This window comes from Branchiibius sp. NY16-3462-2 (assembly GCF_001594145.1).
In the GTDB taxonomy this organism is placed as follows: Bacteria; Actinomycetota; Actinomycetes; order Actinomycetales; family Dermatophilaceae; genus Branchiibius.
In genome coordinates, this window is the sequence record NZ_LVCF01000035.1 from 113,896 (window position 1) to 138,300 (window position 24,405).

The window sequence follows — 24,405 nt, forward strand, 5'->3', positions numbered from 1 at the left end:
GGCGCGGCCCGCCCCCGCTGGCGTGGCCCTGTCCTCAAGCCAATGGAGTCCGTCGTCGTGCGCCGTGTCCTCACCCCCTACCGGGTCACGGTGGGCGTGCTGGTGCTGGCGCTCGCGGCCGTCGTCTTCCTCAACGGGTTGGGCGAGTTCAACACCGACATCAAGCCGGAGGTCTACCTCGACCCGTGGCGTACGGCGCGTAGTTACCTGGCCGCGTGGCTGCCCTCTCCCTACCTCGGCTCACCCAACTTCAACGTCGGTCTCGTCCCGGTCCTGGCGGTCGTCGGTGTCCTGCGCTCGATCGGGTTGTCCCCGGAGTGGGCGTTCAAGGTCTTCCACCTCGGGTTGTGGCTGATCGCGGCCTGCGGCGCAGCCCGGCTGCTGCGCGAACTGTCGCCCCGGATCAGCAAATGGGCCGCGCTTGGTGCCGGTGTTTTCTATCTGGCCAATCCGTACACGGTCCAAGCCGGTTCGACGCTCGCGATCGCCCTCCCGCTGGCCTTCCTGCCCTGGCAGTTGTGGTGTTTCCTGCGCGCGCTGCGTGCCGACAACCGTTGGGGCACCTGGGGGTGGGCCGCGCTGTTCGGGCTGACCTTCTTTGCGATGAGCGGTATGAACGCCGGGGTCGTGCCGGTGCTGCAACTGCTGGCCCTCTTGCCCCTGATCGTCTTCGCGCGAATCCAGTGGCGGATCGGCTGGGGTCGGATCGGGTGGAGCGTGCTGCGCTGCGCCCTCTTCGTGCTCGGGGTTTCGGTCTACTGGTTGGTGCCCGCGATCTCCGCGCAGGCGACCGGTTCCTCGATCACGGCCGCCTCGGAGACCGTGTCCGGTATCGCGCAGGTTTCCTCGTACCCCGAGGTATTGCGCGGGATGGGCCTCTGGCCGCTCTACGGCTACGACTCCACGGGCGCGTGGTTACCGCAGTACCAGGCCTACATCACCAGTCCGCTGGTCATGCTGCTCACCATCGCGTGGCCCGCCCTCGCGCTGGTGTCGCTGCGATGGGCCCGCGGTCTGGCCCGGTGGTTCGCGGTCGGCGGTATCGCGATCGCCGCGGTTATCATGGTCGGCGCGTTCCCCGGCGACCAACCCGCCTCGCCCTTCGGTCAGGCCCTCACTCGGTTGCTCGCGGTGCCGGCCCTGTCGGCGTTCCGCACCACCAACAAGATCGGTGCGGTGCTCGCGCTGTGTTTCGCGTTGGCCCTCGGCGGCGGCCTCGTGGCGCTGGCCCGCCGGTTACGCCGATTGCCGGCGATCGCGCCGGTCGTTGCCGCGGGCGGGGTGGCCCTGCTCGTCGCGTGGACCCTGCCGGCCCTGACCGGCAATTTCTACATCTCGCCCCTCGACATCCCGGGCTACTGGCACCAGGCCGCGGCCGCCGCCGACGAGGGCAACCCCGATTCGGCGGTGCTGGTGCTGCCGGGCCAGGTCACGTCGCAGTACCGCTGGTCGACCAACCGGCCGGACGATCTGGCCAACGCATTGTTCACCCGGAACGTGATCCTGCCCTACACCACCCCCAATGCATCGGCCCCTGCGGCGAACTTCTCGGCAGCTCTGGACGAGACCTTCCAGAGCGGCACGTCATCGGCCGACTTCATCTCCACGGCAGCGCGCTACCTCGGCGCGGACAAGGTCCTGCTCCGGCACGACATCAACTGGCAGACCGACGGTGGCGCCTCGCCGCTACAGACCGCGGCCGCGGTCGGAAATGATCCGGGTCTGATCGGTCTGGCCAACTACGGCACGGGCGGCGAGTACATCTTCGGTCCGGCCGAGACCCCGACCGGGGAAGGGGTCTATCTGTCGCCGCTGCAGTTGTACGGCGTGAAGAGCGCTACCACGACCCTGCGGGCCGAGAGCGCCGACGGGTCGCTGCTGGTCGCCGGTGACGGGTGGTCGGTGCCCGCGATGACGCGCGCCGACCTACTGGGCAGCACCCCGAGCTTCCAGTACGCCTCGGGTCTGAGCACTGCGCAGTTGGACGCTGCACTGCGTACTAGCGGACGTCTGGTGTTGACCGACACCAACGCCCGCCGTGACACCTACACCAACCGGCTGACCAACAACCAGGGCCCGCTACTGGCTGCGGACCAGCCGCTCACCATCACCCGCACGCTGGGAACCAACAGCGACGACCAGACCGTGTTGGTGCGCTCCGGAGCGATCGTGACGGCATCCGGGTATGGCGGAACGTTCTTCGGGATGCCGTACGCCGTGCCGGAGAACGCCCTGGACGGCAACCCCGATACCGCCTGGCTGGTGGGTGATTTCGGGACAGCACGCAACCAGTGGCTGAAGATCGAGCAGCCGGTAGCGCAGCCGCTGCACACCATCCGGATCGCGCAGGCGGCCACCGGTGGCGGCGTGCACATCGACCGCGTCCTGGTGCAGGCTGGCGACGTGAGCAAGACCGTCCGGCTACCGGACACCGGGTACGCCGATGTCGACCTGGGCGGCGTGAACGCCGCCACGGTGAAGATCACCATCGAGAGCACCCGCGGCGACGGCTACAACGTCGTCGGAATCTCCGACATCCAGATGCCCGGTCAGCTCGCCGAGCGCACGGCACGCACCCCCCTGACCTTCACCTCGGCGTACGGCGACCTGGACTCCGCGGGTAAGGCCCGTTTCGATGCCACACCGCTGGACGTCCTCCTGACCCGGGTCGTCGGCACGGCGTCCACCAGCGACGACGCGGAGCCGTCGCTGCGCCGGATCGTCACCCTGCCCGACGCGCGCACGTTCACCGCAACGGCCGCTGTGCGGGTGGACGGCGGCCCACAGGTGTTGCAGCGGCTCTACGACGACGTCGCCGGATTCTCGACCGCGGTGCGGGCCACCTCCTCGGGCTTCTACTTCGACAACCCCGGCGCGCGCGCTTCCATGGCCGCCGATGGTTCCAACGGCACCAGCTGGATCCCGGCGAGCACCGGGGGCCAGGGCACCCGCCTCGTCGGAGCCTGGTGGCAGATCGACAGCGCCGCCCGTGACATCACCTCGGTCAAGGTGACCCAACGACCCGGGCTCGGGGACGCCACGGGGGTCAGCACCCGATGGGCAGACCGGGTCGCCGTCCTGGTGGACGGCAAGCAGGTCGCCACGGCCACCCTCACCAAGAACGGCACGACGACCATCCCCATCCCGGCGGTGGACGGCCGACCGGTGCGCGGTACGTCGGTGCGTCTCAGTGTGCTCAGCGACTCCGGGTCGAACGCCGGGCCACCGGCCCAGTTCACCCAGATCGACACCGGCGTCCAGATGCGCAAAGCGGCGGCCGGCGCCGCCGATGCGCCCGATCCCTGCCGGGACGTCGCCACTGTCGATGGCCGCGCGTTGCGGATGCGCCCGACCGCGGCCACCATTGCGTCATTCAGCCAGGCGGGCACCGCGTGGGAGGCCTGCAGCAAAGTCACCGCCAGTGCCGGTCAGCACCAGATCAACCAGGCCGACGGCTTCACCATCGACTCGTTGACCCTGCGCGACACCATCGCCCAGCACACGACGCAGTCACCGGCCGTGCAGCAGAAGATCATCCGGAACGACGCCACACGAAAGACCCTGCAACTGAACGGAACCGGTCCGGTCGCCGTACTCATCGGGCAGAGTTACGACCCCCGCTGGCACGCCACCATCGATGGTAGGGATCTGGGTGCACCGCAGGTCATCGACGGCTACTCCACCGGTTGGCGGATCGATCTGACCGGGCCGGCAACCGTGGATTTCCACTACCAACCGCAGACCACGGCCAACATCGCATTGGCGGTTTCGGGCGGCTTCCTGCTGGCCTCGTTGGTGCTCGCCGGGCGCTGGCGCCGCTTGCGCACAGCCGTGCAGGTGCCGATCGACACGGTGCGTGCGGCGCCGGTGGGCGTTGCCGGCCGCATCGGACTGGAGATCGCGCTCGCGGCTACCGCATGGTTCTTCGTGGGTCTGCCGGGACTGTTGGCTGCCATCGTGGCCATTGCCGCGGTTCGTTCCGGGCGGGTCCGGGCGTGGCATCTTCAGGTCGCGGGCGCTGCGCTGGTCGCAGTCTCCATCGTTGTGTTCATCGTGCTGCTGGGCGATGGCCGCGGCACACTGTCGGCAACGTCGGTGCGAGCCCATCTGTGGCCGCACTATCTTGCCGGTTTCGGGCTCGTCCTGGCGCTGACGGGCACATTGTGGACTCTCTGGCGCGGTGGTGGGGACCATGACTGACGTCGCCGAGCGGGTGAGCGTCGTTGTCCCGACCCGCAACAACGAGCGGACCATCGCGGCGTGTCTGGCGTCCGTGCGCGCCCAGGACTACCCGGACGTCGAACTCATCGTCGTCGACAACCACAGCACGGACGCGACGCCCAGGATCGCGCAGGAGTACGCCGATCGTTTCGAGGTGGCCGGGCCGGAGCGTTCCGCGCAACGCAACACCGGCATCGGGCTCGCAACAGGACCGTGGATCATCTGGCTGGACAGCGACATGATCCTGCCGCCGGACGCGGTTTCATCAGCGGTCGCCACGGCCGAGGAGACCGGTGCTGCCGGGGTCGCTTTGCCGGAACGTACTGTTGGACAAGGCTTTTGGACCGCCTGCCGCGCTCTGGAGAGAGAGTGTTACCTGGACCAGCCGGGTTTGCACAACCCCCGGCTGCTGCGGCGTGACTACCTGCTGAACGACGGCGGGTTCGACCTGGCGATGTCCGGTCCGGAGGATGCCGACCTGCGCCTGCGGATGCGCGAACGCGGCGACCGTATCGCGCTGGCACCGGTCATCATCGACCACGACGAGGGTCGCCTGACCCTGCGGGATATCTGGACCAAGCGCTTCTACTACGGCCTCAGCATCCCGGCCCTGGAGAACGAACACGACGGCGCGGTCACTGGTCAGGGCCGGGCGTTGCTCGCCGCGTACGTCGACAACCGCGGTCGGCTGCTACGCCGACCCGTGCACGCCGTCGGCATGGTGGCGATGCGCGGTATGGAAGCGGCCGGTTACCTCGCCGGGGCGCGCGCAGGTCGGCGCCGGCGATGAACCGCCGTCTGCTGTGGGTGTCGTTGCCGGACCAGCGCGCCCGCCGCGAGCTGTACTGGATGTCGAAGATGCCCGGGACGAAGGTCACGGCACTGGCCCGGCAGGAGCCGGTGGGTGACATCGATTGGGTGCCCACGACGTACCGGCGGCCGATCAAACGGTTCATCGAGGCGGGCGCCTTCGCCTGGGCGCGCGGACTGGACCGACAGGATCCAGGCGCCTACGACTGGGTCGCCTCGCTGGAGTTGTGCTCGCTGGTCACGGGTCAGGCCAGCCGCTGGCGCCGCGCCGGCAAGCCGCTGCAAGCGGTGATCACCTGGGAGAACCTGCCGGACCAGCCGCTCTACAAGATCCCGCCCTACCGTCAGGCGGTGCAGTCCTGCCGGGATGCTGACCTGCTGCTCTGCATGGTCGACGCGGCCCGGGATCACTTGCTGGCCAACGGTTTTGACGATGAGCGGATCCGCGTGGTCAAGCCGGGGGTCGATACGCAACTCTTCACTCCGGCCGCAGCGCCATCGGTTGATCCGCAGGTGGTGTTCATCTCTCCGCTGGAGCCGAACAAGGGCATCGACCGGGTACTTCAGGCGATGACCATCGTGCGCCGCACCATTCCCGAGGCCTCCTTGGTGGTAGCCGGAAGCGGCTCCCTGCAGCACCTGGTCGAGGCGGCTGCCGCTGACCCCGCGCAGAATGTTCGCCTCAGTGGCTATCTAGACGCCGCTGGCGTGGCCGATCTACTGCGATCTTCCGCCGTCTTCACCACCGCGCCGCGACCGACCTGGAAATGGACCGAGCAGCTGGGGCTGGCCTATCTGGAAGCCCAGGCGTGCGGACTGCCGGTCGTGACGACCCGGTGCGGTACCAACGACGAGGCCGTCCATGCACCCAACCTCCTGGTCGACGATGATGCCGAAGCGCTCGCCGAGGGGCTCCTGAGCTTCCTTTCGGATCGTGACCGTCGCGCTGAGGTGGGTGCCGCGAACCGGGCACGAATGGTCGCCGAGCATGACATGAGCACCCAATGTGCCCGGATGGGAGAGGCATTCGCGGATATCGAGGCGCGGCAGTGAAGCGCCGGTCCTGAGGGTGTCATCGTGAGACAGCGGCGCTGGATCGGTGCGCTCGTCGGACTGCTGACGGCGATAGTGACCCTCGGCCCGGCGCTGAAGCCGGGATACCTGTTGTTCTACGACATGGTGTTCGTGCCGAAACTCGGGCTGAGCGAACGGACGCTGGGCATCGACGGTTCGGTGCCACGCGCCGTACCCAATGACCTGGTCGTTGCCCTCGCCTCCCAGATCGTCCCCGGCTGGGTGGTCCAGCATGTGCTGCTCCTGTTGGTGTTCGTCGGCGCGGGCGCAGGGACTGCGGCTCTGGCCCGTACGCCGTGGGGTGCGGCCGCGGCCGCCCTTGCGGCGACGTGGAATCCCTGGGTCGCGCAGCGTCTGGCGATCGGCCACTGGGGGTTTCTGCTCGGTTATGCGTGCCTGCCCTTCGTCGCGTACGCCGCCCGGCATCTTCGTGTCGCGCCGGACCGGACCGCTCGGATCCGGTTGGGGACCTGGATCGTGCTTGCCGCACTCACCGGGTCGACCGGGGCGATCATGGCTGCGCTGGTGTTGGTGGCGGTGCTCCTGGTGCCGGCGGCCGCGCGGCCCGCGTGGCGGGAGCTGCGCTGGATCGTTCCGGCGGTCGTGGTGGCGAACGCCGCGTGGTGGTGGCCGTTCCTGACCCTGGCACCGACGGGAGATGCGGACCCGGCGGGTGCGCAGGCGTTCATGGCGCGGCCGGACACGCCGCTGGGCGTATGGGGTTCGCTGCTGAGCGGGGGCGGCATCTGGGGCCAGGCGTGGTGGTTCGGGACCCGGCAGGTGCTGGTCGTCGCGGTACTGACCCTGGTGGTGATTGCTGCGTGCATATTCGCGTTGCTGCGTCGCCCCGACAATCGGTCTGATGTGCTGGTGCGGGGGCTGCTCGTTGCGGCGGTCATCGGTTTGGTGATCGCCGGCGCCAGCGCTGTCCCGGGCGGGGAGCAGGCGGTCAGCTGGGTGATCACCCATGTGCCCGGCGGTGGCTTGATCCGTGACGCGCAGAAGTTCGCGGCCATGTGGGTGATCGTGGTCGCGCTCGGTGCCGGCGCATTGGTCGAATGGCTTGTCGCCAGCGGCCGTCGGGCAGGTGTGCCGACGGCCGCGGTGGCCCTGGTGGCGACGGCCGTGGCCCTGTGGCCCGTCGCAACACTGCCGGGAATGGCGTGGGGCGGCGGTCGGATCTGCACCGTGTGGTCATCCACTTCGCCGCCAGGATGCGCCGAGACCGCGCGGCGTTGGGCGGCCGTCGAGTATCCGCAGTCGTTCCTCACCATGGCCGACCGGCTCAACACAGCCGACCCTGGCGCGGTAGCGGTGTTCCCGTGGACGTTGTACCGCAAGTACGGCTGGAACGCGGATCGCACCGTCCTCGATCCGTGGCAGCGTTTGGTGTCGCGACAGGTGATCGTCAACGACGATCTGCCGTTGTCCGATCGGGTGGTGCGGGGCGAGAGTGCTGCGGCCGCAGCGATCGGTGCCGCGCTGCGCGACGGCGACCTCGTGCCGGTGTTGCGGGCTCAGGGGGTGCGTTGGGTGTTGGTGCAGACCGACCAACCGACCGTCGGCTCGCTGCCCGATCTGGGTACGCCGGTCCTCACCGAAGGCGACCTACGTCTTTACGATCTCGGGGCGGCCGCCCACGTCGCCAGTGCGACCGGATGGTGGCGTTGGACGGGGCTCGTCGGCCTGGGCTTGGCGGTCGCCATGGCCCTCGTCGCGTCGGGTATGCGCGTGACGTTGGGTTATCGCCGCGGTGGCAAACAACCGGTCAATGACGCGAAAATGTGATGTGTATGACTATGATGACGGTTAAGTAACTTCTGCGGCGGTGTCGCGGATCGAGAGATGGAGACCAGTAGTGGGTAGTGGGGGCAGCCGTGCGTTGTGGACCATTGGCGGCACACTCGGCGGAATCGTCATCGCCGCTGGTTCCGTTTTCGGCATCGTGGCGCAGCAGAGTTCGATCCAGCAGCCGCAGAAGTACAGCAAGGTCATCAGCTACGACCAGTAGGTCGCCATCTGCATAGGATCCGGGCGGCTTCCCCAATGGCGGGGGAGCCGCCCTTTTCCGTGTTTGTCCGTGTTTGCGGGACAGTCGCTGGTTGATCAGTCTCCGGGACTCGTGATGTAGGTGCGGCCGGTGGGGCTGGTCCAGGTGCACACGCCGGTGGGGGACATGACCACTTTCCAGCCGCCTTCGTGTTTGGCGCGGTGGTGGTGTCGGCACAGGCATTGCAGGTTGTGTGCTGCGGTCTCTCCGTCGGGGTAGCGGATGACGTGGTCGATGTCGGACAGTTTGGCGGGCCTGGTGCAGCCGGGGAAGCGGCAGTGTCGATCCCGGGCTTGGACGAATCGGGCCAGGCGGGCACCGGGCCGGTAGGACCGGTCACCGGTTTCCACCACGACACCTGTTGCTGCGTCGGTGAGGGCTCGGGACAGTTTCACCCCGAGGAGGTGGGTCATTTCGGTGATGGTCCGTGCGGGGATCACCCCCACCTTGGGTAGCAGCAGGTCACTGATCGCACGGGATTCGGCGGTGATGGTGTCGGTGACGGTCGCTGTGGCGCGGTACCTCGTGAGGTGACCGCAACTGGTGTTGTCCGGCTCGGGCACATGCCCACACCCCGGTGGTCTAGCGCTTGGCGGATCCGGTGGACCGGTTCGTGCCTGGTGTTTGGTGGATCTACTGGCGATGGCGTTGAGTTCGGCGAGTTCGGCATCGAACAACGCCCGGAGTTCTTCATCCATCAGGTCCCGGCCGTTGATCGGGACCAGGCCTTCGGCGCGCAGGTCCTGTTCGATCAGCGCTTCGTGGGCTAACAGGGATGCCTCGATGAAATCCAGGCCATCGAACAGGTCCTCGCCGGGGTCACCGGCGAACGGGTCATCCCCGCCAGATCCGGCCGGGTCGTGGGGTGCGGCCGCCGCTGCCGGGTCGGCGCCTGCTGGGGCAGCGGTATCGATCGGGATCAGGAACGTCAGCTGGGTGTCGATCTCGACCCCTGTGAGGGTAAGGTCGGTGAGGGCGTCCACCCGGCACTCGGCCAGGGTCTTGTCGGTTGTGGTCACCGAATGCAGGTCCCGAGCTAATTGGTCGATCGCGGCCATCAGTTTCGCCGCCTCCAACGTCGGTAGCACCGCGGTCAGCTCAGACAGGCCCGGTTCGTGATGCTCACGGACGAACACCCCCACCGCCGAACGGCGCCGTGCTTGGGCTGCGGCATCTGCCCCGATGGGGTCCAGGCGCACCCGCAACCGGCGAGCCTTCGCCCGCAGTTTCGCGGCCGTGGTGGTTTCGGGGTCACCCGCCAGGACCCGGTCCTCCACCGCGGCGGTGACGTGCTCGGGGGCTCCGTGGGTGACCTCCGCGACGACGGTGGCTTTGAACGGGTCCAACCCGCCGGCACCAACCCGGTCCAACAACCGAGGACAGCGATCGAGGGTGTCGATGGCGGCGCTGATCCGGTTGCCGGCTTGCCGGTCCGACCAGCCCAATCGGGTGGCCACTTCCAGCTGGAACCATTCATCGACGTACGACCCCGGCTCATGCCGCACCTCCCGCGACACCAACCGCGGCAACGCGTCCTCGACCGGGTTGGGGTCCTCGCGGTGTTCGATCGCCGCCGCCTGCGCGATCCGATGGGTCTGTAACGCCCAGGCACTGTTCTGCACCCGTTGGGCGAGCTGGACGTCGGCGAGCAACGCATCCTCAGACAAGTCCGAAAAGTCTCTATCGACGCGGTGATACGCGACCCGCAACAACTGCTCCGCAGCCGCCAACAAGTCCGCAACCGAGGCCTCTGACAGCGCCTTCTGGCGGATCACAGAGCGGGTGGAGGACATACCCATAGTGTACTGGTGTTCGACACCTCAAAGCCGTTATGCACAGCCCGAATTCCGCGGAAATCAGGCCCTCAGCGAGGTCAACCACCGGTCGTCAGACAGATGCGCGACTTATCGACAAACGCGCGGTCTACAAACCGCGCAGCTGTCGACAAACCGCGCAGATGGGAGCGTCCGAGCGCTCAGGCGACGGACGATTGCCGATCCGCTGTGACGTGGTCGGGCGTCGCAGTCGGCGCGTCTTTGCGCGCCACGCGGAACGACGTCGCTGCGCTGACCGGTCGAGGCGCGTGGCCAAGCACCGACAACAGGGTCTGCTCCAAAGCGGTCCCCGTGTCGAGCCAGTCGAAACTCATCGCAAACTCCCGCGCGTTGGCACCGAGGGTCTCGCGCAGGGTCGGGTCAGCGAGCAGCTGCTGCACGCGATCGGTCATCTCATCGACGTCATCGACCAGGTAGCCGGTCACGCCGTCGACGATGGACTCGCGCGGTCCACCCGCGTAGTGGAAGGCGATGGTCGGCGTGGCGTGCAGCCCGGCCTCGACGATGGTCAGGCCCCAGCCTTCCTTGCCCGAGGGCATCAGGACCAGCCAGGCGGAGGCCAGCAGAGAGTGCTTCACGTCTTCGTCGACGAAGCCATGCATGGTCACCAGGTCGGTGACGCCCCGCACGGCCGCGTGCTGCTCCAATGCGTCCTGCCAATAGCCGCCGCCGACGATGTGCAGGTCGACGTCCTGCTCCGCAGCCCGCAATGCCGCGATGACGTCGATCGCGACCTCGACCTGCTTGTGCGGCACCAGCCGGCCAAGGACCACGATGCTCGGTCGCGGGCTGCGCGGGAGCACGGCGTACCGCTCCAGCTCCTCGGGCTGGTCGTTGCCGGAGTAGATCAGATCGACGCGGTCAGAAGTGATGCCCAGCTCGGCCAGTTCCTCACGGGTGGCCTCAGAGACGGTGACGTAGCGGCTTTTGCGGTAGACGCGGGGAGCGACCCGCGACTCCAGCCACCAGCCCAGCCCCGCGATCGGCCCGGGGAAGAAGGTGTGCCACTGATCCCGGTGCACGTGATGCACCACGTTGACCACGGGAACCTTCGCTGCCAACGGCGACCAGAACGGCACTCCGTTCTGCACGTCGATCACGATGTCGTAGTCGTGACGGTGCCGCGCAGCGTGCAGGAGCCCGGACAGATAGGTGGTGAAACGATTGCCGCGGCGCAGCACCCGCACCCGGTCGTGCCGGGTCTCCCGGTCCGCACCGGGGAAGCGGCTGGTGAACAGCGTGACGTCGTGACCCTGGTTGGTCAGGACTTCAGCCGTACGTTCGACGAACGTCTCCGACCCACCGGCCTCGGGATTCTCCCGATCCCGCCACGACAGGTAGAGCACCCGCAGGTGCGGCGCTCGCGCCACCGGTTCCCCCACCGTTCACTCCATATGCTCACGCACTTGCTCACGCATGTGATTCACGACACTACTGGCCAGTAGAGTACGCCAGATGAGCCCGGCATCCCGCATCCGACGCGGCGGGCCAAGATGGTGACCATGTGTGAGATCTGCGGTGGCCCGACCGCCCCGTGGATTCTGGACCCGGACAACCGCCTGATCCGGTGTACGGCGTGTGGCCACCTCACGCGCAACCTCACCGACGCCCCGGCCCACCACCGCGCTGCGGCGTACGGCGGTGAACCCCACCTGGACCGGTTGCGGCTCCTGCTGACCCACCGACTGCTGCAGCAGGCCTGCCCGGACGCGCCGACCTCCGTCTTCGAGATCGGCTATGGCAGTGGCCAGTTGCTGCGGTCCTTTGCCGACGTGGGTGCGAAGGTCGGCGGCGCGGATCCCGATCAACTCGACGTGGCCGTGGATCCCGTGGTCGCGGCAGGCGGTGGTCTGCACCCGGTCGCCGTCGAAGACCTCGGCCAGCAGGTCGTCGAGCAGACCGCTGCCGACCTGGTCTTCGGGATTCACGTCGTCGAACACGTCCGCGATCCTGCACGCACCATGCAGGTCGCGGCGCAGCTGGCCCGGCCCGGTGGCACCCTCGCCTTCCTCACCCCGGCCGGTGACAGCGACGGTCTGACCCGATGGGGGAGCAACTGGTGGATGCTCGAAGACCCGACGCACGTGCGGTTCTTCACCGCCAACAGCCTCACCCACCTCGCGCAGGACGCCGGGTTGGAGCAGGTCCAGGTGCATCGCCCGAGGTTGGACTCCCTGGTCACCGACGCCGCCAGTGCGGCGCGGCGCCGGGGGACCGGACCGGACGGTGCCCTCGCATCGCGCGCTGTCCTCGCCCGGGCAGCGCTGTCCGCGCCGTGGGTCCTCGCGCGGCGTACCGTGCAACCGCTCTCCCGCCCGTCCCTCCTGCTCGTGGCCCGGCGACCGGTATGACCCGCCCCCGTGACGTACGCCGATCGGTGCACCTGTTCCGCTCCTTCCTGGTCGAACAAACCCAGCCGGAGGTCTTCTACGGTGCGTTGGCGCAGGACTCCGTGGCCGACGTACGCGAATGGATCGACCCGAAGGGGCAGACGGTCCTGGACGTCGGCGCAGGCCCGGCGGAGTTCGCGCAGGCGTTCCGCGCGGCCGGGGCGCACTACATCCCGCTGGACCACGACCCCGGGGTTGCCTCGGTCCAGGGCGGCGGGATCGTGGCGGAGGCCGGGCAGTTGCCGTTGGCGGACAACAGCGTCGACATCGTCTTCAGCAGCAACCTGTGGGAGCACGTCGCCGACCCGCGCGCCGTGGCCGATGAGTTCCTGCGCGTCGTGCGCCCCGGCGGCCTGCTATTGCTGTCCTACACCAACTGGCTCTCGCCCTGGGGCGGGCACGAGACCTCACCCTGGCACTGGCTGGGTGGGGAGTTCGCCGTACGTCGATACGAACGGCGCGAGGGTCACGCACCCAAGAACCGGGTCGGGTCGACGCTCTTCAAAGTCAGTGTCGCGACCGGACTCGATTGGGCCCGCACCCAGCAGGCAGCGGATCTGCTCGCGGCCCGGCCGCGGTATCTGCCCGACACCCTCCGCTGGGTCCTGACCGTGCCCGGCCTGCGCGAGATCGTGACGTGGAACCTGCTGCTGGTGCTGCGGAAAAGATGACTGCGCGACTGGACCGAGTGGGGGAGGGGGCGCGCCGCGGCTGGGTGCTGGTGGCGGTGGCGGTGCTGCCCTGGCTGGTGGCGCCGCGGCTGATCCAACCCGACACCAAGACCGACCTGACCATCTCGCCGGTCCGCTACCTCGCCCGGGCGCTCACCGCCTGGAACGACCATGCCGGCCTCGGCGAACTGCAGAACCAGGCCTACGGCTATCTCTTCCCGATGGGCCCGGTCTTCGCGCTCGGCCAGTGGCTGCACGTGCCCGCGTGGATGACCCAGCGGGTGTGGTGGTCGTTGCTGCTGGTGGTCGCCTGCGCCGGGGTGATGCGGCTGACCGCGCGGCTCGGGCTCGGCACGCCACAAGCGGGTGCTGTCGCCGGCCTCGCCTACGCACTCAGTGCCCGGATCCTCACCGTGCTGGCCAACAACTCCGTCGAGGCGTGGCCGATGGCTGTCGCGCCGTGGCTGGTCGTGGCTGCCGTCGGGCTCACCGATCCCGGGTCCACCCGGCGACAAAAGCTGCATGCCGCGGCAGCCACCGGGCTGCTGACAACCGCCCTCGGTGGGGTCAACGCAGTCGCGTCAGCAACGGTCCTGGTGCTGCCCGCCCTCTTCCTGCTGACCCACCCGACCGGCCGCCGTCGCCTGGGTTGGTGGGCCGGTGGCGCACTGCTCGGCGGCCTGTGGTGGCTGATCCCGCTGCTGGTGCTCGGCCGCTACGGCTATCCGTTCCTGGACTTCATCGAGACCTCCTCGCTGACGACCGCCGTGACCTCCGTGCCGAATACGCTGCGCGGCGCGAACGACTGGGTCGCGTTCATCCTCGACGCCGAGAACCACCCGGTGTGGCAGAGCAGCTGGGTCCTGGCGCAGACCGTGGTCGCGATCCTGGCCACCTGTGCCGTCGCCGCGGTGGGCATCGTCGGCACCTTCCGGTTGCGCGGCCACCTGGCGCGGTGGGCGTTGCTCAGCGTGCTCGTGGGTGCGCTCGCGATGGTGATCGGCCACGACGGCGTGGTCGGCTCGCCGATCGCGGATCCCGTGCGTGCTCTCCTGGACGGCGCACTCGCCCCGTTGCGCAACGTGCACAAGGCCGACCCGCTGATCCGGCTGCCGCTCTGCCTCGGGGTCGCCGTCGTGTGGACCGCGTGGCAGCGATCCGGGCAACGGCGAATTGCGCTGCGCCGCTTCGCAATCGGCGTACTGGTCCTCGTGGCGGCAACTCCCGTCTGGGTCGGTCGCCTCGGTGACGCGGCCGCCTACGAGGCGATCCCGAAGTCGTGGGAGCAGGTCGCCGGGTCAGTCGATGCCGCTGCGGATGAGGGCGGTGGTTCGACACTGGTGCTGCCTGCCGCACGCACCGCGCAGTTCGTGTGGGGCAAGACCACTGACGAACCGCTGAGCGCGCTCGCGGAGTCGCCGATCGTGACGCGGGCGGCCGCGCCTCTGGGCGACCCGGGCGCGACCCGGCTGCTGGACCGCATCGACCAACTGGCGGCCAGCGGCATCAGCCAACCGGAGCTGGCCCAGACCCTCGCCCGGATGGGGATCAGCCGGGTCGTGGTCCGCCACGACGTCGCCACCGCGGCGCGGGCGTTGTCCGCGAGCCGGGTCGAGACCACGCTCGGTCGGTCCGCCGGCTTCCGGCAGATCGGCACCTACGGCTCGGGGGACGAGCGGATCGACCTGTGGACCGTGACGGTCCCGACTCCGACGAGCTACACCGGCGCAGTCCGGGTCGCCGGTAGCCCGGAATCGGTCACCGACCTGCTGGGCACCGAGCTGTTGAGCGCCGACCAGGCGCTGCTGCTCACCGATGCCAACGCCCAGGTCGTCACCGATACCTCGCGCTGGCGGGCCTACAACAACGGCGTACCGGCACAGCTGGCGTTCACGCCCACGTTGCCCGGCAGCGATACCAGCCCCACCCGGGTCGGCGCGCTCGACCTGGCCTCTTCGAATAACCCCGCCGACCACACGACCCGCATCTTCGAGGGCTTCACCGACCCCACCGCGACCTCGGACGCCTCCGACCCGTTCGCCGACGGCTACGCCGGCCCGACGTACGCCCCCTGGGCGGCCCTGGACGGCGACCCCGCCACCTCGTGGCGCACGACCGGGCAGTCGGGTACGGCGACCCTTGCCTTCCGCGTGGATCCTTCCGTGAGCGTGCGGCAGGTGACGATCCTGTTGGCCCGGGGCAGCGGCCTCGCCCTCCCCAAGGACGTGACGCTGCACGTCGGCAATTGGTCGCAGTCCGTCGCGGTCGACGACCGGGACACCGTGATGTTCCAGGTGCCGACCGTCGCTGCGGGCCCGGTCTCGATCACGCTGGACAGCGGCCGTGCAGATGGCGACCAGGCCCCGATGGGGATCCGAGAGGTCAGCATTCCGGGCGCGCACTTCGGCACCGCCCTCCGGCTACCGGGGAAGGTCGACATCGGTCGGCAGTCGGTGTTGCTCACGAGGAGCGCCGAGGACCCGGGCACCCTCCAACGGCAGATGGAGGTCGACGCTGGCGGACCGGCGAAGGTGCGTGCCTGGGTAACCCCCACCGCTGCGGAGCCAGGCGAACTAGCCTGCGGCGCAGCCGGATCCGTCACTGTCGGCAGCACCCGGATCCCGCTCGCGGCGACGTTCATCGCGCAGCAGATCGCCGACGGTACGACCGTCGAAGCGACGCCGTGTGGCGACAGCGACACCGAAATCCCCACGGGCACAGTCAATGTCGAGGCGGCGCCCGGCACCGGAGCCACGGTGCAAGCCGTCGTCCTCGGTGGCACGCCTACGGCGAGCGCGGGGCACTATCTGGCCACCCACCAGGGCGCGAACGCCGGCTGGCAGGCACAGGCCGGTGGGCGTTCGCTCACCCCGGTGACGTTGGACGGCTGGCAACAGGGTTTCGTCCTCCCGTCGGATGTTGCGCCGAAGGACGTCACCGTGACGTTCGCCCCGAACACGCCACACCGGATCGGCCTGGTGATCGGTGCCCTCGCAGTACTTGCCCTATTGGTGGTGTGGGGTGCCACCCGCGGACCCGGACCGGTCTACGTGCCTGGTCCCATCCGGGCGCTCCCCACCGACCGGCGACGCAAGGCGGGCATCGCAGCGGCCGCGCTGGCGGTCGCGGTCCTGGCCAGTGGGCTCTGGGGAGTGGCGGCCGCGGCAGTCGCCCTCGCCGTACCCGCTCGGTATCGCGGTCAGGCGGCCGCCGCAGCACTGGTTCTGTCCGGGGGGCTGCTCTCGGCGTTCGGGGTGGTGGACCGTTACTCGTTCGGCGCGATCAGCGGGCAACTGGTGTCGACGGTGACGTTGGCGCTGTTGGCCGCCCGGTGGGCCAGCGGCGATGCGCCCAGCGCAGCAACGGTTGCTCCACGAGATACACCGACGCCGACGCAACCAACAGCGTGACCGCGCTGACCGCGATCAGGACCAGCCAGAACGACCCGGTCAGCAACGGCTGCCCGGTCACGATGTAGAGCACCTGCAGCGCAAGGACCTGCCACAAGAAGACGGCGTAGGACATGTCTCCTGCCCACCGGGCCACGCCGGTGTCCACGACGGCGGTGGTCACATCGCCTCTGGGTCGCCCCATCGCGGCCAGCACCAGCAGTCCCGCGAAGACGGCGTACGCGGCCTCCTTGAACGCCGCCTGCGCCGGGGTCGGCAGGTGCAGGTCCACCGGTCCGGCGAGGGGCGTCGCGGCGAGCAGGAAGATGCACGCCGCCACCGCCGCGCAGGCCGCGGGTCGCGCCGACACGCGCTCCCACCGGTCCCGGGGACCGGTGACGAGCAGGGCGATCGCGGCCCCCGCTGCGTACCACGCCAGGTGGCCAAGGATACTGCGGCCGAGAACGCCTGCGGCCCAGGTGTTTCCGGACCGGGACCACACTGTGGAGAGGGTCTGGAGCACTACCCCGAGTACGCCGATGCCGGCCAGAGTGCCGAAGACCACCCGGTCGCTGTGCTGGGCCAGCCAGCCGAGCGCCGTACCGATCACCGGTACCAGTAGGTAGAAGGTGATCTCCGTGGTGAGGCTCCAGGTCTGGGTGAAGGCCTGGTACTGGTCGTCGGTGTAGCCCTGCAGGAAGAACAGGTGGCCGAGCACTTTGCCCCACCCGCCCACGCCACCGGTCTGCGTCGGGAGCAGCGCCGCGACGATGAGCACCCCGGCCAGGCCGAGCAGATACGCGGGGTAGATCCGGATCAGGCGGTGCGCCCAGTAGGTGCGGGCGGCGGTCCGACCGGTGATCCACGGACGCAGCAGCAACATCGCGGACAGGACGAAGAAGATGGCGACTCCGCTGTCACCGCGAGCCAGGATGGCGCCCGGCACGTCCAGCCCGCTCGTACCCGTCCAGAACGATACGTGCGCCACCAGGACGAAGACCGCCGCCAGACCACGGACCGCGTCCACCAACGGGAAACGCCCGCCGCCTCCGGTACCGTCGTGCCCAGCCATCAACTGGAAGGTACCGGAAGCCGCGTGATGACCGATGTCGAAGTGACGGCCGCGACGCCTGCCGGAGCCCAGCACCCGACCCGGCCGGTGCTGCGGGCACGGGCGCCCCTACGGTTGTCGTTCGCCGGTGGCGGGACGGACGTCGCCCCGTTCCCGCAGCGCGAGGGCGGCGCCGTGCTGTCGGGCACGATCTCGGCGTTCGCGTTCTGCACGCTGCGGCCGCGGATCGACGGCCGGATCTCGGTGCATTCGGTGGACTTCGGCACGGCGGTCGGTTTCGGTGTCGATGAGGACGTCGAGTTCGACGGCAACCTGGACCTCCCGAAGGCCGCCATCGCCCGGCTGCGCGACTTCGAGGGTGCGATCCCGACCTCCGGTTTCGACCTGTTCATCCACACCCAGGCTCCGCCCGGCTCCGGTCTCGGATCCTCCAGTGCGGTCATGGTCTCGGTGATCGGGGTCGTGGCGGCGCACTGCGGAGTCGACCTCACGCCGTACGAGATCGCCGACCTGGCCTACCGGCTCGAACGGGAGGACCTCGGGGTCCCCGGCGGATCCCAGGACCAGTACGCCGCCGCGTTCGGCGGTTTCAACTTCATCGAGTTCACCGGCGACCAGGTGCTGGTCAACCCGCTGCGGGTGCGCCCCGGCACCGTCCACGAACTCGAGCACAACATGCTGCTGGCCTTCACCGGCGCTACCCGGGTCAGCGATCACATCATCGACGACCAGGTGCACCGGTATGAGACCGGGAACGCCGAGGCACTGGAGGGGCTACGCGCCCAGAAGCAGCTCGCGGTGGCGATGAAGGAAGAACTGGTCCGGGGCAATGTCGATGAGCTCGGCCGGCTGCTGGGCCAGGCGTGGTCGGAGAAGCGCAAGATGTCCGCGCGGATCGCCACCCCGCTGATCGACGAGGCGATCGGCCGTGCGCTCGCCCACGGGGCATTGGGTGGCAAGGTCACCGGCGCCGGCGGTGGCGGTTATCTGCTCTTCATCTGCGAATTCGAGCGCCGGCACATCGTTGCCGCACAATTGCTGGAGCTCGGCCTGCGCCTGGAGGAAGTCACCTTCAGCGGCGACGGCGTCACCACCTGGCGAGGACAACGATGACCCACCCCTCAACCCACCCGTTGACCCGGCGGACCAGTGACGATGTCGACGCTGCTGTGGCTACCGCATCGGCCGACAGCGTCCGGTCCTGGCAGGAACTGGCAACAGCACTGAGCGCACCCGACCTGACCGAACTGGTGGACGCGGCCGGCTCGGCGCTGGTCGCGGCACTTGTCGGTGGGGGAGCACTCCTGGTCGCCGGCAACGGGGGCAGTGCCGCGATCGCCAGCCATGTCGCCGCGGAGTTCATCGGCAAGTGCGTCCAGGACCGGGCGCCTCTGCCGGCGATCAACCTCGCGGAGTCGTTGTCGTCGATCACCGCAGTGGCCAACGACTACGGCTACGACCAGGTGTTCGCGCGCGGCATCCTCGCGCACGGTCGCCCGGGAGACGTGTTCCTGGCCATGACGACCAGTGGGACCAGTCCCAATGTGCTGGCCGCCCTCGACGTCGCCGCGCAGCGCGGACTGGTCACGATCGTCCTGACCGGGGCCAAGGGCGAAGGGCTGCACGGCCGGGCCGACCACGTCCTGATCGTGCCGAGTGACCAGACCCCCAGGATCCAAGAGGTCCACATGCTGTGGGCGCACGCCTGGTGCGAGGCAGTGGACGCCCTCAGCCAGCCGTGACGAGCGGCGGCCCGGTGCCCCTGGGCGACGACGAGCTCCTGGGTCGCAGCACCGCCCCGATTGCTCCCGCCGGCACTCACGCGCCGTACGACCTGGTCTTCCTCGATCGCGACGGCACCCTGAACGAGCACCGCCCGGGGTACGTCGATCGGCCGGCCGACCTGATCCTGTTGCCGGACGCCGTGGCCGCCGTCCGGGCCCTGAACGACAGCGGCGCCCGGGTCGTGCTGGTGACCAACCAGCGCGGAATCGCGACCGGTGCCTTGCGCGAGGCCGACCTGCTGGGCGTGCAGCGCGATCTAGTGCGGCAACTGGCGGTCGGTGGCGCGCACCTGGACGCGGTGCAGCTGTGCCCGCACGAGGCAGGTACCTGCCGATGCCGCAAGCCAGAACCCGGCCTCATCACTGCGGCTCTGGCCCGCGCCGGGTGGGCCGACCCCGCGCGGTGCGTGCTCTTCGGCGACCAGGATTCGGATCTCGTGGCCGCCCGGTCCGCCGGCGTGCGTGGCGTGCGGGTCGGTGCGGCCGGACTGACCCGGGCCGACCTGGGTTGTCCACGTTCGCGCGCCGTGTGACATGGATCGCATTGTTACTGCTACTGTCCGGTAGGTAATTCCGTTCGGCGTTGGAGGTTCCGCAGCATGCTGCGCAAGTTGGCGCTCCCCTTCCTCATCGGCCTGGGAGCCTTTCTGGTTGTGATGGCTCTCGGCCTGAAGTTCTGGGCCCCCGACAAGTTGGCGATCATCCCGCTGGACCAGAACACCCGGCAGGAACTGACCGACCCCAACGCCAAGTTCTTCGACGCGGACACGCTGTCCTACAAGGAGGGGCCGGTCAACACCACGTTGGTCGTGGCCGCCGACAAGTCCGGCAGCGAGAAACTCGGCGACAACAAGGTGATCCTGAACAAGTGGCAGGTCACCGACAACAACAACACCCCGCCGCCGATGGCCGCCAACTCCGCCACCTACGCCGTTGATCGCAACTCCGGCCTTCCCGTGAAGTGGTCGGGCACCACCCTTAACGACGGCGTGAACGGCGACCAGCCGGCGACCGTCGAGGGTTACACGATCAAGTTCCCGTTCGGCACGCAGAAGACGACGTACAAGTACTGGGACGACACTCTCAAGAAGACGATGGACATGAAGTACGTGTCCACCGAGAGCATCAACGGCTTGCAGGTCTACAAGTTCGAGGGCACGGTTCCCGAGACCACGTTCCGCATGCAGGAGGTGCCCGGTGCGATCTTCGGTCTCGGCGCATCCAGCGCCGGTCAGAACGCGGAGCGCACCTACGCCAACACCCGCATCCTGTGGGTCGAGCCGCAGACGGGCGTGTTCATCAAGGCCTCCGAGCACCAGCTGCAGCGCTTCAAGATCCCCGGACACGACCCTGCCCTGGCCGTCGACACCACCCAGGTGATGACCCCGGCCACCGTCAAGGAGAACACCGACTACTGGGGCCAGAAGGCGTTCCTCCTGAAGGTCCTGCACATCATGCCGTGGATCCTCGGTCCGCTGGGTGTCCTGACCCTGCTCGGTGCGCCGTTCCTGGCGCGACTGCTCGAGCGCCGCAACGAGGAGGATTACTCCGAGTGGCAGGACCACGACGACGATGACGATCGATCCGGCCGTCACGTCGCAGCCACTGAGCCGGAGGCTCGCGAGAACCACGAGTACGTGCACGCTGATCAGATCTGGGACGACGAGTACTCCAGCCGCGCCGAGCGCCGCAGTGGAACCGGCGACGACACCATCGAGTTGCGTAAGAAATGACGTCTCGCGTCGTCGTCACGGGTGGGGCTGGTTTCCTCGGCTCGCACCTGTGTGAATCGCTGCTCGCCAGGGGGGACACCGTTGTCGCCGTCGACAACCTGTGCACCGGCAGGGCGGCCAATGTCGCTGCGCTGCAGAGCAATCCGCGCTTCACGCTGGTCCACGCCGACGTAGTGGATGGTCTGGCGATCGAGGGCCCGGTCGACCTGGTGCTGCATTTCGCGAGCCCAGCCTCGCCGGTCGACTACCTGCGGTTGCCGATCGAGACGTTGCGGGTGGGATCCCAGGGCACGATGCACGCCCTGGATCTCGCACGCGACAAGGACGCCCGGTTCCTGCTCGCCTCCACGTCGGAGGTGTACGGCGACCCGGAGGTGCACCCGCAGCGCGAGGACTACTGGGGCAACGTCAATCCGGTCGGACCGCGCGGCGTCTACGACGAGGCCAAACGGTTCGGTGAGGCCATGACGATGGCCTACCGCTCGACGTACGGCGTGAATACCGCCATCGTCCGTATCTTCAACACCTTCGGTCCGCGGATGCGACCCAACGACGGGCGGGCGATCCCGAACTTCATCCGGCAGGCCTTGGCCGGTGACCCGGTCACGGTCAGCGGTGATGGTCTGCAGACCCGGTCGATCTGCTACGTCGATGACCTGGTCGCCGGCATCCTGGCCCTGGCCGACAGCACCGAGCCCGGCCCGATGAACATCGGTAACCCGCACGAGATCTCCATGCTCGACCTGGCCGGCTGGGTCGTGAAACTCACCAACTCGACGTCCCCGGTCGTCCACATCGAGCGGCCGGTCGACGATCCGACCGTCCGTCAACCAGACACGACGCAGGCCCAGGAGGCGCTCGGCTGGGCGCCGCAGGTGGATATCGAGGACGGGCTGGAGCGCACCATCGCGTGGTTCCGTGCGCATGAGGTGGAGGACCAGGTCCTCAGCCCGGAGCAGACCGCTGCGATCCTCACCCGCGGCGAGCCCGGTCAGCCCGCCGAGTAGAACCGCTAGCCCGCACGGTGCGCGACGAAGATCGCCGTACCCGGAATCACGGTGCCCCGTAACGGGCTCCAGCCGCCCCAGATCTGATCGTTGCGGGCCGGCCATTCCGGCTCGACGACGTCGTCGATCACGAAGCCGGCCGCCGCGAGTTCCCGGATCCGATCGCCCATGGTGCGGTGATGTTCGACGTACGTCGCCCGGCCGCTACCGTCCTGTTCGACGTAGGGGGTCCGGTCGAAATAGCTCGTGCGGACGGTGAGTCCCTCCGGGCCCGGCGCATCCGGGAACGCCCACCGGATCGGGTGGGTCGTGGAAAAGACCCACCGGCCGCCGGCGTCGAGTACGCGGTACACCTCCCGCATGACCGCGGCGGTGTCGGCGATGAACGGGATCGCGCCGTACGCCGTGAACACGACGTCGAAACTGCGGTCGGCGAAGGGCAGGACGGTGGCGTCGCACTGCAGCAGCGGTAGGTGGATGTCGTGGGAATCGTCGATCAGCCGGGCCTGCGCCAGCATGCCCGCCGACAGATCGGTGGCGACCACGCGGCGTACGCCGATGTCGTGTAGGTAGCGGCTGCCCTGCGCGGCGCCGGCACCCACCTCGAGGATCCGGTCATCCGGACGGGCGCCCAGCAGATCCAGCTCCCGCTCGCTCCAGCCCTCCGGCCCCCAGACCAGCTCGGCGTCGCCGAGGAAGTCACCGTGTTCGGCGACGTACTCGGCGGCCTCACGATCCCACCACCCGCGATTGGCATACGCGGTTTCCGCGGGCCCGGCCGAGCGGCGGGATACCGTATCACTCATTTTGACCCGGTACTCCCAACATCAGTAGGCTGAGTAAGCGCGCCGTGTGTGCACACCCAACTCCATTCCATATATCTAAAGGTTTCCTACTACATGACTGCCACTACTACCTCTCCGATCGCGATCAACGACATCGGGTCGGAGGAAGAGCTGCTCGCCGCGATTGACGCGACGATCAAGCACTTCAACGACGGCGACATCGTCGAAGGTGTCATCGTCAAGGTCGACCGGGACGAGGTCCTGCTCGACATCGGTTACAAGACCGAGGGTGTCATTCCCTCCCGCGAACTCTCCATCAAGCACGACGTCGACCCCGGTGAGGTCGTTTCCGTGGGCGATGAGGTCGAGGCCCTGGTCCTCCAGAAGGAGGACAAGGAAGGTCGACTGATCCTGTCCAAGAAGCGCGCTCAGTACGAGCGGGCCTGGGGCGCGATCGAGAAGGTCAAGGAAGAGGACGGTGTCGTCACCGGTACCGTCATCGAGGTCGTCAAGGGCGGCCTGATCCTGGACATCGGCCTGCGTGGCTTCCTGCCGGCCTCCCTGGTCGAGATGCGTCGGGTCCGCGATCTGCAGCCGTACGTCGGCAAGGAGATCGAGGCCAAGATCATCGAGCTGGACAAGAACCGCAACAACGTGGTCCTGTCCCGCCGCGCCTGGCTCGAGCAGACCCAGTCCGAGGTCCGCACGACCTTCCTCAAGGAACTGCAGAAGGGCCAAATCCGCGACGGTGTCGTGTCCTCGATCGTCAACTTCGGTGCGTTCGTGGACCTCGGCGGTGTCGACGGTCTGGTGCACGTGTCCGAGTTGTCCTGGAAGCACATCGACCACCCGAGCGAGGTCGTCGAGGTCGGTCAGCCGGTCACCGTCGAGGTGCTCGACGTGGACATGGACCGCGAGCGGGTTTCGTTGTCGCTCAAGGCGACCCAGGAAGACCCCTGGCAGCACTTCGCCCGCACCCACGCCATCGGCCAGGTCGTGCCGGGCAAGGTCACCAAGCTGGTGCCGTTCGGTGCGTTCGTGCGCGTCGAGGACGGTATCGAGGGCCTGGTGCACATCTCCGAGCTGGCCGAGCGTCACGTGGAGCTGCCGGAGCAGGTCGTCACCGTCGGCCAGGACATCTTCGTCAAGGTCATCGACATCGACCTGGAGCGTCGCCGCATCTCGCTGTCCCTGAAGCAGGCCAACGAGGCCGCTGACGGTGCCACCGAGTTCGACCCGACGCTCTACGGCATGGCCGCCGAGTACGACGAGCAGGGCAACTACAAGTACCCCGAGGGCTTCGACCCGGAGACCAACGAGTGGCTCGAAGGCTTCGATGCCCAGCGCGAGAAGTGGGAGAAGGAGTACGCCGAGGCGCACGCCCGCTACGAATCGCACCAGGCGCAGATCGAGGCGGCCCGCAAGGCCGACGCCGAGGCCGCGGACGCCCCGGCAGCCGCGAGCTCGTTCTCCTCGGAGTCCGGTTCCGACGCTGGCGCTGCGGCGCCGGTCGAGGGCACCCTGGCCTCCGACGAGGCGCTGGCCGCCCTGCGCGAGAAGCTCACCGGCAACTGACGATTCCTC

General features: G+C 68.5%; 17 protein-coding genes and 1 pseudogene. 14 read left to right on the forward strand and 4 right to left on the reverse strand.

The window, feature by feature from the left end; genetic code table 11:
- Positions 1 to 42 precede the first annotated feature (42 nt).
- The 5 genes from AZH51_RS09970 (at position 43) to AZH51_RS09990 (ending at position 8,116) form a co-directional block, all read left to right on the forward strand.
- A complete protein-coding gene (locus tag AZH51_RS09970; RefSeq protein WP_291523786.1) occupies positions 43 to 4,200 on the forward strand; it encodes an alpha-(1->3)-arabinofuranosyltransferase family protein in 4,158 nt (1,385 codons plus the stop codon).
- On the forward strand, positions 4,193 to 5,011 hold the full coding sequence (locus tag AZH51_RS09975; RefSeq protein ID WP_291523788.1) for a glycosyltransferase: 819 nt from the start codon (positions 4,193 to 4,195) through the stop codon (positions 5,009 to 5,011). Before AZH51_RS09970 ends, AZH51_RS09975 begins: the two co-directional genes overlap by 8 nt.
- Positions 5,008 to 6,084 (forward strand): glycosyltransferase family 4 protein, encoded by a 1,077-nt coding sequence (locus AZH51_RS09980; protein ID WP_291523790.1) that lies wholly within the window; start codon positions 5,008 to 5,010, stop codon positions 6,082 to 6,084. The genes AZH51_RS09975 and AZH51_RS09980 overlap by 4 nt, the downstream gene beginning before the upstream one ends.
- Positions 6,085 to 6,108: 24 nt before the next feature.
- Positions 6,109 to 7,893 (forward strand): hypothetical protein, encoded by a 1,785-nt coding sequence (locus AZH51_RS09985; protein ID WP_291523792.1) that lies wholly within the window; start codon positions 6,109 to 6,111, stop codon positions 7,891 to 7,893.
- Positions 7,894 to 7,963: 70 nt separating this feature from the next.
- Positions 7,964 to 8,116 (forward strand): hypothetical protein, encoded by a 153-nt coding sequence (locus AZH51_RS09990; RefSeq protein WP_291523793.1) that lies wholly within the window; start codon positions 7,964 to 7,966, stop codon positions 8,114 to 8,116.
- A 95-nt stretch (positions 8,117 to 8,211) separates the two neighbouring features.
- Here AZH51_RS09990 and AZH51_RS09995 read toward each other — a convergent pair whose 3' ends face one another.
- Both AZH51_RS09995 and AZH51_RS10000 read right to left on the reverse strand, forming a co-directional pair.
- Positions 8,212 to 9,948 (reverse strand): DUF222 domain-containing protein, encoded by a 1,737-nt coding sequence (locus AZH51_RS09995; RefSeq protein WP_291523796.1) that lies wholly within the window; start codon positions 9,946 to 9,948, stop codon positions 8,212 to 8,214.
- Positions 9,949 to 10,130: 182 nt separating this feature from the next.
- Positions 10,131 to 11,372: a glycosyltransferase family 4 protein gene (locus tag AZH51_RS10000; protein ID WP_291523798.1), complete on the reverse strand. Its 1,242-nt coding sequence runs from the start codon at positions 11,370 to 11,372 to the stop codon at positions 10,131 to 10,133.
- 120 nt (positions 11,373 to 11,492) lie between these two features.
- Here AZH51_RS10000 and AZH51_RS10005 point away from each other — a divergent pair, with 120 nt between their 5' ends.
- Genes AZH51_RS10005 through AZH51_RS10015 form a run of 3 tightly spaced genes read left to right on the forward strand, consistent with a single transcriptional unit; the run spans position 11,493 to position 16,461 of the window.
- Positions 11,493 to 12,341, forward strand: coding sequence for a methyltransferase domain-containing protein (locus tag AZH51_RS10005; protein ID WP_291523800.1), 849 nt, complete (start codon positions 11,493 to 11,495; stop codon positions 12,339 to 12,341).
- Positions 12,338 to 13,051 (forward strand): class I SAM-dependent methyltransferase, encoded by a 714-nt coding sequence (locus tag AZH51_RS10010; protein ID WP_291523802.1) that lies wholly within the window; start codon positions 12,338 to 12,340, stop codon positions 13,049 to 13,051. Before AZH51_RS10005 ends, AZH51_RS10010 begins: the two co-directional genes overlap by 4 nt.
- Entirely contained in the window at positions 13,048 to 16,461 is a 3,414-nt protein-coding gene (locus AZH51_RS10015) for an alpha-(1->3)-arabinofuranosyltransferase family protein (protein WP_291523804.1), read from the forward strand. The genes AZH51_RS10010 and AZH51_RS10015 overlap by 4 nt, the downstream gene beginning before the upstream one ends.
- A 40-nt stretch (positions 16,462 to 16,501) precedes the next feature.
- Here AZH51_RS10015 and AZH51_RS10020 read toward each other — a convergent pair.
- A pseudogene (locus tag AZH51_RS10020) lies at positions 16,502 to 17,512 on the reverse strand (acyltransferase family protein); the annotation flags it as partial.
- A gap of 27 nt (positions 17,513 to 17,539) precedes the next feature.
- Here AZH51_RS10020 and AZH51_RS10025 point away from each other — a divergent pair.
- The 5 genes from AZH51_RS10025 to AZH51_RS10045 all read left to right on the forward strand — a co-directional run bounded on the left by AZH51_RS10025 (position 17,540) and on the right by AZH51_RS10045 (position 22,036).
- Complete coding sequence (locus AZH51_RS10025) at positions 17,540 to 18,625, forward strand: GHMP kinase (protein WP_291523806.1); 1,086 nt, start codon at positions 17,540 to 17,542, stop codon at positions 18,623 to 18,625.
- Positions 18,622 to 19,254 carry an SIS domain-containing protein gene (locus tag AZH51_RS10030; protein WP_291523808.1) on the forward strand — a complete coding sequence of 211 codons (633 nt, stop codon included), beginning with the start codon at positions 18,622 to 18,624 and terminating at the stop codon, positions 19,252 to 19,254. The genes AZH51_RS10025 and AZH51_RS10030 overlap by 4 nt, the downstream gene beginning before the upstream one ends.
- Before the next feature lie 14 nt (positions 19,255 to 19,268).
- Positions 19,269 to 19,829 (forward strand): HAD-IIIA family hydrolase, encoded by a 561-nt coding sequence (locus tag AZH51_RS10035; RefSeq protein WP_291523810.1) that lies wholly within the window; start codon positions 19,269 to 19,271, stop codon positions 19,827 to 19,829.
- A gap of 66 nt (positions 19,830 to 19,895) precedes the next feature.
- Entirely contained in the window at positions 19,896 to 21,029 is a 1,134-nt protein-coding gene (locus AZH51_RS10040; RefSeq protein ID WP_291523812.1) for a DUF3068 domain-containing protein, read from the forward strand.
- On the forward strand, positions 21,026 to 22,036 hold the full coding sequence (locus AZH51_RS10045) for a UDP-glucuronic acid decarboxylase family protein (protein ID WP_291523814.1): 1,011 nt from the start codon (positions 21,026 to 21,028) through the stop codon (positions 22,034 to 22,036). Before AZH51_RS10040 ends, AZH51_RS10045 begins: the two co-directional genes overlap by 4 nt.
- 5 nt (positions 22,037 to 22,041) lie before the next feature.
- Here the strand turns inward: AZH51_RS10045 and AZH51_RS10050 are convergent, their stop codons facing one another.
- Positions 22,042 to 22,842: a class I SAM-dependent methyltransferase gene (locus AZH51_RS10050; RefSeq protein WP_291523816.1), complete on the reverse strand. Its 801-nt coding sequence runs from the start codon at positions 22,840 to 22,842 to the stop codon at positions 22,042 to 22,044.
- 93 nt (positions 22,843 to 22,935) lie between these two features.
- Between AZH51_RS10050 and rpsA the strand changes: the two genes are divergently transcribed.
- Positions 22,936 to 24,396, forward strand: coding sequence for a 30S ribosomal protein S1 (gene rpsA / locus AZH51_RS10055; RefSeq protein ID WP_291523818.1), 1,461 nt, complete (start codon positions 22,936 to 22,938; stop codon positions 24,394 to 24,396).
- Positions 24,397 to 24,405: the final 9 nt, after the last annotated feature.